Annotated in this window: 10 protein-coding genes; all 10 read left to right on the forward strand. The window is 40.8% G+C overall.

What is annotated here, in order from left to right; translation table 11 throughout:
- Positions 1-80 precede the first annotated feature (80 nt).
- The 10 genes from CLV31_RS19715 to CLV31_RS19755 all read left to right on the forward strand — a co-directional run bounded on the left by CLV31_RS19715 (position 81) and on the right by CLV31_RS19755 (position 9,837).
- The gene (locus CLV31_RS19715; RefSeq protein ID WP_220084355.1) at positions 81-4,394 is read left to right on the forward strand and encodes a DUF6443 domain-containing protein; all 4,314 of its coding nucleotides are present in this window, start codon (positions 81-83) and stop codon (positions 4,392-4,394) included.
- Between the two features lie 14 nt (positions 4,395-4,408).
- Positions 4,409-4,828: a hypothetical protein gene (locus tag CLV31_RS19720; RefSeq protein WP_111394807.1), complete on the forward strand. Its 420-nt coding sequence runs from the start codon at positions 4,409-4,411 to the stop codon at positions 4,826-4,828.
- An 88-nt stretch (positions 4,829-4,916) separates the two neighbouring features.
- Positions 4,917-5,096 carry a hypothetical protein gene (locus tag CLV31_RS19725; RefSeq protein ID WP_111394808.1) on the forward strand — a complete coding sequence of 60 codons (180 nt, stop codon included), beginning with the start codon at positions 4,917-4,919 and terminating at the stop codon, positions 5,094-5,096.
- 60 nt (positions 5,097-5,156) lie between these two features.
- Entirely contained in the window at positions 5,157-5,285 is a 129-nt protein-coding gene (locus tag CLV31_RS22210; RefSeq protein ID WP_262510288.1) for a hypothetical protein, read from the forward strand.
- A 50-nt stretch (positions 5,286-5,335) separates the two neighbouring features.
- The gene (locus tag CLV31_RS19730; RefSeq protein ID WP_220084356.1) at positions 5,336-6,283 is read left to right on the forward strand and encodes an RHS repeat domain-containing protein; all 948 of its coding nucleotides are present in this window, start codon (positions 5,336-5,338) and stop codon (positions 6,281-6,283) included.
- Between the two features lie 12 nt (positions 6,284-6,295).
- Complete coding sequence (locus tag CLV31_RS19735) at positions 6,296-6,715, forward strand: hypothetical protein (protein WP_111394810.1); 420 nt, start codon at positions 6,296-6,298, stop codon at positions 6,713-6,715.
- 359 nt (positions 6,716-7,074) lie between these two features.
- On the forward strand, positions 7,075-7,434 hold the full coding sequence (locus CLV31_RS19740) for a hypothetical protein (RefSeq protein WP_181452675.1): 360 nt from the start codon (positions 7,075-7,077) through the stop codon (positions 7,432-7,434).
- A gap of 50 nt (positions 7,435-7,484) precedes the next feature.
- Positions 7,485-8,336, forward strand: coding sequence for an RHS repeat-associated core domain-containing protein (locus tag CLV31_RS19745; protein WP_220084357.1), 852 nt, complete (start codon positions 7,485-7,487; stop codon positions 8,334-8,336).
- 3 nt (positions 8,337-8,339) lie between these two features.
- Positions 8,340-8,978, forward strand: a complete 639-nt coding sequence (locus CLV31_RS19750) for a tetratricopeptide repeat protein (RefSeq protein WP_146250940.1) — start codon at positions 8,340-8,342, stop codon at positions 8,976-8,978.
- A gap of 223 nt (positions 8,979-9,201) precedes the next feature.
- The gene (locus tag CLV31_RS19755; RefSeq protein WP_111394813.1) at positions 9,202-9,837 is read left to right on the forward strand and encodes a hypothetical protein; all 636 of its coding nucleotides are present in this window, start codon (positions 9,202-9,204) and stop codon (positions 9,835-9,837) included.
- The last annotated feature ends 55 nt before the right edge of the window (positions 9,838-9,892 follow it).

A 9,892-nucleotide genomic window follows, 5' to 3' on the forward strand; every position in this document is an offset into this window, starting at 1 on the left:
CGGTGTGACTTTTCTGCCCCTTTGTTGACAGTCCAAATGGATGGATTTTATGGAGGTATTAAAAATTTAATTATAATCGTATGAAATCACTTTTTGCGTTCGCACTAATTTTTACCCTTTGTAAGGGTTTGTCGGCACAGGTTGTCTCTTCTTCAGCCTGTACCACAGTATTGCCCTCAGCCCCGTCCGAGACTATTACCGCAAGTAATTCAGTCAATCTCATTGCACAAAATGCCCCATCAGGATTTGCGTACCGATGGTACGATTCGAATGGTACTACCTTGCTTTCAAGCAGTCAGGTATTCAGTACACCGATAATTACAGCTTCTCGGTTATTTTATTTGGCCTATGTACACTCTTCTTCCGGATGTTTGACGACGAAGGTGCCAGTCTGGGTGTACTTCTATCCTGAAAATCTCAACTGGGTAAGAGAATACAGTTCACGGGATACCCTGACCAATGCCTTTTCCCTTCGTGGCTCAGCGCATAAGGTGTCCTATAAATCAACCAACTACCATGACGGATTGGGAAGGACTGTTCAAACTGTCCAACTCTCAGCTTCATCGGATGGTTCGGATGTGGTCGGTACCTTGGCTTTCGATGCTTTTGGAAGGCAGTATCGGGACTATTTGCCATTCCCGAATAACGACTCCGGCTCCAAAGGAAAATTCCGGACCAATGCAGCTTCCCTGAACTCGACCTACTATACCACTGCTTACAGTGATTCCAAGGGCTACGCTGACAAGACGTTTGAATCCTCCCCTTTAAATCGCGTGATCAAACAGGGGGTTCCTGGTGTAGCTTGGAATAATAAAGATGTCCAAATCAATGAGTTGACCAATACCGCGTCAGAAGAGGTACGGATCTGGACTTTGGATGGATCCGGTTTACCCGTAACCTCAGCAAATTTTGCTACCGGCATGCTGAACAAAACGGAGGTGTTTGATGAAGATCTTCGGCGGGTAATTGAGTATAAGGACAAGTTGGGAAGATTGATTTTGAAGAAAGTTCAGGAATCGGGCAGTCCATCTGTTACCCATACAGGCTGGCTTTGTACTTATTATGTCTATGATTCATTTGGACGATTGCGGGTAGTAATGCCTCCGAAAGCAGTTTTTGAAATCATCTCAAATAGCCAAAGTTCTACAGCTGCGACCATCCGGGATGGACTGTATTACCTTTATACCTACGATGAAAGGGGTCGGCAAATCACCAAAAAACTTCCGGACAAAGGAATTGAAGAAATGGTCTATGACCTTCAGGACCGCTTGGTGGCCTATCGGGATGCAAATCTGGCAGGTCTGGGCAAGTGGCTTTACACGAAGTATGATGCTTTGGGAAGGGAAGTCATGACTGGATTGGTGACTAATTCGTCGGACAGACAAACGCTGCAAACTACCATCAACACACTTGGTGCCAATAATGCGGTGATCAATGCGACCTCCGGCAAAACGGGAACTACCAATGCGGGAGGTTTCCCTAGAGCCATAGACGGGGGAGAAGGAGAAGTTTTGACCGTCAACTATTTTGACCATTACACTTTCAGAAAAGGGACGCTTACCTATTCCAAACCAAATACCGCTTACCATGATCAGACGACTAAAACCCACGGATTACTGACAGGAAAATTGGTTCGGAATCTAGACAACAACACCTTGTATGAAACGGCCATTTATTATGATGATTTGGGGCGATTGATTCAGACCATTGAGGACCATCATTTGGGGGGTACAATCCGATCCTCTTCCCGATTTGATTTTGAAAACAAGCCTATCGAGACCATTTCCCAACTTACTACCCCGGGAACCCAAACCATTACCAAAAACTATGCTTACAACAATGCAGGTCTATTGACCTCCATTTCCCATAAAATCAATTCAGACCCGGCGGTCACCTTGGTCAATTTTCAGTATGACCAACTTGGGCAACTGACCAATAAAACTTTTCCTGTGGCTGCCAATGCGGCGATGAATTATACCTACAATATCAGAGGTTGGCTGAAGCGCATCAACAATCCTCAGGAAAGCAATGCCACAGACAAAGTGTTTGCTCAGGAATTGTTTTATGAATCGGGTGGTGATTCTCCCCAATTCAACGGAAATATTTCAAAAGCAGAGTGGCGAGGTCAAGACAATACAAAAAGGATCTATAATTATTTCTATGATGCCAACAACAGGATCAAGGACGCCTTGTATACGGTACCGGATTACAGCTGGCAAGATGGAAGGTATAATATTGGCTATGTGAATTACGATGCAAACGGGAACATTCAGACCCTGCAACGAGTCAACCAACAGACTGCCAGTATCTGGGCTTTGGTGGATAATCTCGCCTACAGCTATGGGACGCATAGCAACAAGCTGACCTATGTCTATGATTACCAGACTAATCCAACCTATCTGGCCAAAGATTACAAAAACCTGGGAACCAGTACCTACAATTACGATGCTAACGGAAATCTGTTGGGGAATAATGATCAATACAGCGTGGTCATTACCTACAATCACCTAAACCTTCCCAAGTCCATTGTCTTCTCAGGGACTGGGAGAAGCCTCACCTATTGGTACAATGCCGAAGGAGTGAAGGTTCGTCAGGTAAATGTAGAAGGGGCCACTACCACTACGTTGGATTATTTGGGGGAATTTGTGTTTGAAAAAATCAATTCGGGTGCCAATACACTGTCCTATATCATGCATGAGGAAGGACGCGCTGCCTATGAGAATTCAGCGTTCCAATACGAATTCTTCGTCAAAGATCATTTGGGAAATGTACGTCAGGTAGTCCGTGCACCACAGTCCACGCTTAGAATGGCAACCATGGAGCCTGAAAAGGCCGAAGAGGAGGAGGAGCTGTTTGACAATATCAAGGAATCTCGCCAAGGCGCAAGTGAGCATAACAAGACCCCCGGAGGCTATGCGACAGCGTGGCTCAATGCGGATCGTGGAAGAATACTTGGTCCTTCCCGAAGTCAGGAAGTGCAGCAGGGAGACAGTGTGGAGATCGGAGTTTTTGGGAAATATATGGATCCTAAGAAAGTCAGATTAAGCCCGGCCAGTTTCGTTCGAACAGGATTGGACCAAAAGATAATCCGAACCTTAGGGGAGTATGGTCAGAATCTGGCAGCCTCTCCCAATGAAATAGCGATCGCCAATGTAATCGCCTTGGTAATCTCAGAAGTACAGCAAAAACCTGCACCCGAGGCCTATATGGGCTATGCACTCTATGATTCGGATTCCGTCTTATATGAGCAAGGTAAAGTCGTCTTAAGTAAGGAAGCAAGAAATAAGCATGAGGAACTGATACAAAAGCTGGCGATCAAAAAGGATGGGTATATCGAGACCTATTTGGTCAATGAAACATCTGAAAACGTTTGGTTTGACCAGTTCCGGATCATGAGTACAGGTCCCTTGATCGTGCAGGAGACCCATTATGATCCTTGGGGGGTAGATCTCTCGGGACTAGGATACCAATATGGAGGAATCAAGGTGAATCCTTACCTTTATAATGGCAAAGAGCTGACTAGTGGCCTTGGAGTGATTATGTATGATTACGGAGCGAGGTTTTACATTCCGGCGATTGGTAGATGGTTTGTGCATGATCCTTTGGCGGAGAAGGCGAGAAGACAAAGTCCATATAACTACGCACTCAACAATCCGATGCGTTTTATCGACCCGGATGGCATGGAGGCGTATTCGGTGATGGGGGGGATTACGGTAGATGGGTATTTAGCTCCTGAAGACGTAAACATGCCAATATCCCCAAATGGAGGAGGAAAAGAAGTCCAACGTAAAAATGCAGAACGAGCCAAGCAACAACAAGAATCGCGAAATAGAGTAAATAATGAAATTAGGCAGAGGGCTGGATTAAGGGTAAATGAAAATATGGCTTCAAGTATGTCCTTTCCAGAAAGATCTCTACCAAATTTAATGGTTGCGGAAAGGGCTCAAAATGTAAGTGATTTAATAAATCCAAGCGGTGGAGCATTAAGAGGGCAGGATGCTTATGGAAGTGGGCACTTTGGAGCCTCTCGAGATGGAGGTGGCAGGAAGCATATGGGTATTGATATCTTAACGACTGTGGGTCAAAATTTGGTGTCTCCGGTTACAGGTAGTGCTGTGAATTATACTGGGGCTACCTCTGGAAAGCCTATGATCGATATCACACCTTCTAACTCGACCTTAGGTATTGATAAAGTAAGAATATTATATGTTAATATTCCTTCTGGTGTGAATGCTTGGAAAAAATATAATGTTACAGCTGGGCAAACAATAATTGGCACAGCTGCTAATTTAGGAGCATTGGGTTACCCTAAAGGCATAACTCCACACATTCATGTACAAATAATGGTAAAAGGGAATTGGGTTGATCCAACTCCATATTTCTTTGGACGATAATTTATAACGTAACTATGAAAATAAGTTTTAATTTAGTTTTAGTAGTATTTCTATTTAGCAATAGAACTTGCTCTCAAAGTATTAATGAAAATTTAATAGGTCATTGGTTGTACGTAGGAACAGAGGAAACAAAAAAAGGGGAGATTGAATGTCCTGATCTTTTGGTATTGAACAAAAATGGAAATTATTCTATACTAAATGATTGCTATGGAGGTGATATTGAAAATCCAATAGTTGAGCAAGGCCAATGGAAATTTGATCCTAAAGAAAATAAAATATTACTAACAAATAGGAAGTTTTTTGGGAATTATATCTTTCATGATTCTGTTCCAATACTACAATTGTATGTAAAGATGAGTACAGATAAACTATTAAATATTTGTTTTGATAGAGAGGAGTGTATTATTGAGAATTATGAGAATATTTTAGGCTAAAATAAAAAGTAAATGCAGCTTTTTACCCTCTCTGTTACCAAGGTATTAGTCATAATAATCCCAAATTAAGGGACCATTGCCAAAGTGATTGATTGCCTTAGTAATTTCAGAAGTCCAGCGAAAGCCGGCTCCGGAAGCCTATATGGGCTATGCGCTTTATGATGCAGACAGTAATCTGTATGAACAAGGAAAGGTCATCCTATCCAAAAGAGCCCGAAACAAACACGAGGAACTGATTCAAAAGCTGGCGATCAAGAAGGATGGCTAGATTGAGACCTACCTGGTCAATGAAACGGCTGAGAACGTATGGTTTGACCAGTTCCGAATCATGAGCACGGGTCCACTGATCGTGCAAGAGACCCATGGCGCCTGTCCCGATGAACGCAGCGATATCGGGAATCCTTGGGGAGTGGATCTCTCGGGACTAGGTTACCAATATGGAGAGGACCGAGCGTAAATAATCAGTCTTGTGGACTGATTTAGCGAGGGGCCAGTTTGCAGGGCTGGGTGAATCCTTACCTTTATAATGGTAAAGAGCTGACTAGTGGCCTTGGAGTGATTATGTATGATTACGGAGCAAGATTCTACATCCCGGCGATTGGGAGATGGTTTGTGCATGATCCTTTGTCGGAGTTGATGAGAAGTAATTCCCCATATAATTATACCTTCAATAACCCCCTAAGGTTTATTGATCCAGACGGGATGGCTCCTTATTCAGTACAGGGGACACCGGTAGTTTCAGGAGAAAGTATGAGCCAGGATTGCCCTAATTGCTCAAATGAAGAAGAAAATGGTTCAATATATGGTGAAGGTGCAGTAGTCCAGAATCGTTTTGGAGCATCCCAATATCGGGATGGTAAATGGGTGAAAATATGGTCTGCTCCTATGAGTGAAAATAGTTCTGAAGGAATAAGAATTAATGGGATGTTTGGAGGTGGAAGTAATGGTTCTGGGACCAAAGAAAATAAAAGTGTAGGACAGCCAGGAACCTTAGAGAGCATGATTCCTATTTGGGGAAGTGGTAAGGCTGCAGTAGACGATTTCCAAAATGGTAAATATGGTTGGGCAGCATTTAATTCAGCTATTGCAATTTCTGATATTTTCTTGGTTAAATCTATTGCTACAGGAATTGGAAAAGGTGCTTGGAAATTGGGTTCTCATTCATGGAGCGCTACCAGAAAATGGCTGAATAAAAAAGGCTATGCAGAATCAGGACAACCAGTTCATCACTGGGCTATACATCAATCAACTGCTAAAAAATACGGTTTGGAAGCGGTAGCAAATCAACCTTGGAATTTGATGACATTTCCAAATCAAAGTTTACATTTTAGAGCAGGTCATGGTTTGAATTATTTGGGACAGCCAGGCTATGGGGCATTAGGTCAGTATTGGTATGGTACTCCTACTTGGTTTAAAGCAGGTACTATTTCAGGCGGGGGGCGAATTGTAGATTAAATTGAAAATTATATGCGAGCTGAATTAAAATATCCTGTAATAGTGCTTCCAAAAAAGGATAATATGGTCTATGTATACTTCAAGGAAAAAGACCTTAAATCTACTAGTGAAGAGCTCCTTCGTAAATTAGATTATACAAGCTTTGAATTGATAGACGAATCAGGAGCTAAATTTAAAATTAAGAAAGCGTTTAAAGTAAAATTTCTTGGCTTTTGGGGCTTTAATCCCCTTTTAAAAGGAAGGCAAATATTGATTGATTTTGAGTATGAACCGGAGGTTACACAAGTTTTATTAAGTGATTTCAAAAATGAAGTTTTAAATAGGATTGACATAACAAAATTTATATGGAAATCAGGATGGGATATAATCGAATTAAAAGAAGCGGTAAAAAAAAGTTCTTCATTTAAAGAAATTGCAAACTTGCTTAAGTAATCATGGTGTTTAAATGTTTTACTTTACTTATTGATATAAGTAAGTCACCAAGTCGTTTATAAAACAATAGTCATCAGATTTTCCAAGGATTCCACTGAGTCATAAATTGGTTTTTTTTTACTTAATTCAGTTTGGATAGAAACCGGACTTTGGGGCCTTCCCGGAGCCTTGAGGTCCAACAAGGAGACAGTTTGGAGATCGGGGTTTTTGGGAAGTATGTGGATCCTAAGAAAGTTAGGCTAAGCCCAGCCAGTTTCGTTCGAACAGGATTGGACCAAAAGATTATTCGAACATTAGCCGAGTATGGTCAGAATTTGGCAGCTGCTCCTAATTAAATCGCCATTGCCAATTTGATTGCCTTGGTAATCTCAGAAGTCCAGCAAAAACCTGTTCCAGAAGCCTATATGGGGTATGCGCTCTATGATTCTGATTCGGTTTTATATGAGCAAGGTAAAGTCGTACTAAGTAAAGAAGCTAGAAATAAACATGAGGAACTGATTCAAAAACTTGCCATCAAAAAGGATGGATATATCGAGACCTACTTGGTCAACGAAACTATTGAAAACGTTTGGTTTGACCAATTCCAGATCATGAGCACGGGTCCTTTGATCGTGCAGGAGACGCACGGCGCCTGTCCCGATGAGCGCAGCGATATCGGGAATCCTTGGGGAGTGGATCTCTCGGGACTAGGTTACCAATATGGAGAGGACCGAGCGTGAATAATCAGTCTTGTGGACTGATTTAGCGAGGGGCCAGTTTGCAGGGCTGGGTGAATCCTTATCTTTATAATGGTAAAGAGCTGACAAGCGGCTTAGGTGTGATCATGTATGATTACGGGGCGAGATTCTATATTCCTGCGATTGGGCGATGGTTTGTGCATGATCCGCTGGCGGAGAAAGCAAGAAGGCATAGTCCATACAACTATGCACTTAATAACCCGATGCGTTTTATTGACCCGGATGGCATGGAGGCGTATTCGGTGATGGGAGAAGTAAAACAGGGAGAGCCAGAACCGGAGGATTCAACAGAACAGAGTGTGGTGAATGGAGAAGAAACCAATCCAGAAGAAGATGATTTCTTATGGTCTGATGGTTATGGTTTGCATAGCGGTAACAATTCAACGATTGGGAGAGATTCTTTTAATGGAAGCTATCAGATTGCAGGGCCTAATAATTATCAGGAAATAAGTAACTCTTTTAATAAAATGAAATATGATTACATGTTAGCCGAAAACGTTGGAGTAAATGCTATGTTTAATATGATTGGGCATTATTCAGTCGTAAAAGGTAAAGACGGGAGATATTATTTTAATTCATCAGCAGCAGGCACGACACCTGCCAAAAGTCAAGGAGATGTTACTTTCAAGGGAACGGCTTCTTTGATGGTTGATGGAAAGATGGCTAGTAAATCTACTTTCGCTTATAAAGATGGAATTAATGTTAAATATCCTGATGGGTTTTCAAATTTGGGTGGGGTTAAAATTCAGTTGCCAACCTCTGGAACCGTTGTTGTTAATTTGCAATTTAGTTACCATATAAGGTTTGGCTCAGCTGGTAATAACCATTCTACTACAATGACAATACCTGTCCATATAAGAAGTATAGGGCTACCAAGAAAATAAAATATGAATAATAAAGCTTTATTTTCCATTGTTTTGATCATTTTTTCTTGTTGTAGTCAGGAAAATAGATTAAATCAAAGTGAAATCAATAGTATAAATATTGCAGATTCTATCGCTATAGAACTAAATAACAAGGCTATCAGTCTTATGAGTGACGCTTCCCATGGATATGATTCTCTAAGTAGTATATTATATGATTCTGCTTTAGTTTATTTAGATCAAGCAATTGAAATTGATAGTTTATATCTGTTGGCATACACAAATAAATCTCAAGTCTTGCGAAGAAAAGGGGAATTAGAAGGTGCACTAGAAGTTTTAAAAAAGGTTGAAACTAAAAAACAAGACTTTGCTGAAGTAATAACTGCACAGGGATTTATTCTAGAGAAAATGGGTAAGTTGGAGTTAGCTAAGCTGAAGTATAAGGAGGCTCTTGAAGTGTATGAAAAAAGATTAGAAATGAACCCGAAAAATGATAAAGTACAATCAGATATCGCATTCTTGTATATCTTTTTTGAAGATAAAAGTTCAGCATTAGATAAAATTCTTCAATTAATTATTGAGAATCCTACAAGCGAACAATTAAAAATAATGGAAAGTGTGATTAAGGATTTTGATAAAGAAAAATTTATAGAAGAGTTCTGAAAAATAAAGTATTAGGTTGTTTTTTTTCTTCAATTCCTCAACACGAAAGGAAGTATGATTTGGCGTTCCTTAATAAAATCATGAGATACAGATAGTAGACATTTTGGAGATCGATGAATTTACCTATTCGTACTGATATGGAACCTATAGCGCTCGAAATAGTACAGGGTCAATGTCATTTAGCGGGGCATATCCAGATGGGAAATATCCGGTTTGGTTTGGTATGAATTATAATGTCGATTCTAATGGAAAAAGGGTTGGATCAGTTTATAGCTACATAGAGTTTTCAGACGGCAGCACCAAAAGAGTATCTTCGGCTGCATCTGCAAGGGGTCCAGCATTATTTGGAGCGGGTGGATTTGGGAATATGGGAAGTTTTGGTGAACCTTTAAGAAGTGGTTTTGATTGGGGTTTTGCAGGAAATGTCCTTGGTGTAGGAGGTGTAACATATTCTGGATTAGAAAATACCTTTGCCAATAAATATTGGTGGAAGGATTCTAAGGGCAACTACAATTCCACTAAAATTCTTGAAAAAGGTGCAAATGGGAAGTTTGTAAGGGGGGTTCAAGGCTATAGAAATGGATACAAAAGTGCTTTGAATACGGCAGGCAAATTTAAGGTTGCAGGTAATATTGTTGGTGGGCTTAGTTTAGGTGTAACATATTTACAATATGATCAAGGTCAAATAAGTGGCTTAGAGGCAACTGTAGATGCTTCTTTTGGTGTGATAGGATTTTTTGGGCCTATTGGAGCAGGTGTAAGTGCTACCTATTTTGTTGGCAAACTTGGTTATGAATATTTCAGTGGGAAAAAGGTATTGCCGTGTTCAAGTAATAAGTGCAACGGGTTTGTAAGATAATAATTTCTCTTTAGGAGTTAGGTAGTTGAATTTTCTAATAGGCCTGTTGTTGATT

The organism is Algoriphagus aquaeductus (genome assembly GCF_003253485.1).
GTDB classification, from domain to species: Bacteria; Bacteroidota; Bacteroidia; order Cytophagales; family Cyclobacteriaceae; genus Algoriphagus; species Algoriphagus aquaeductus.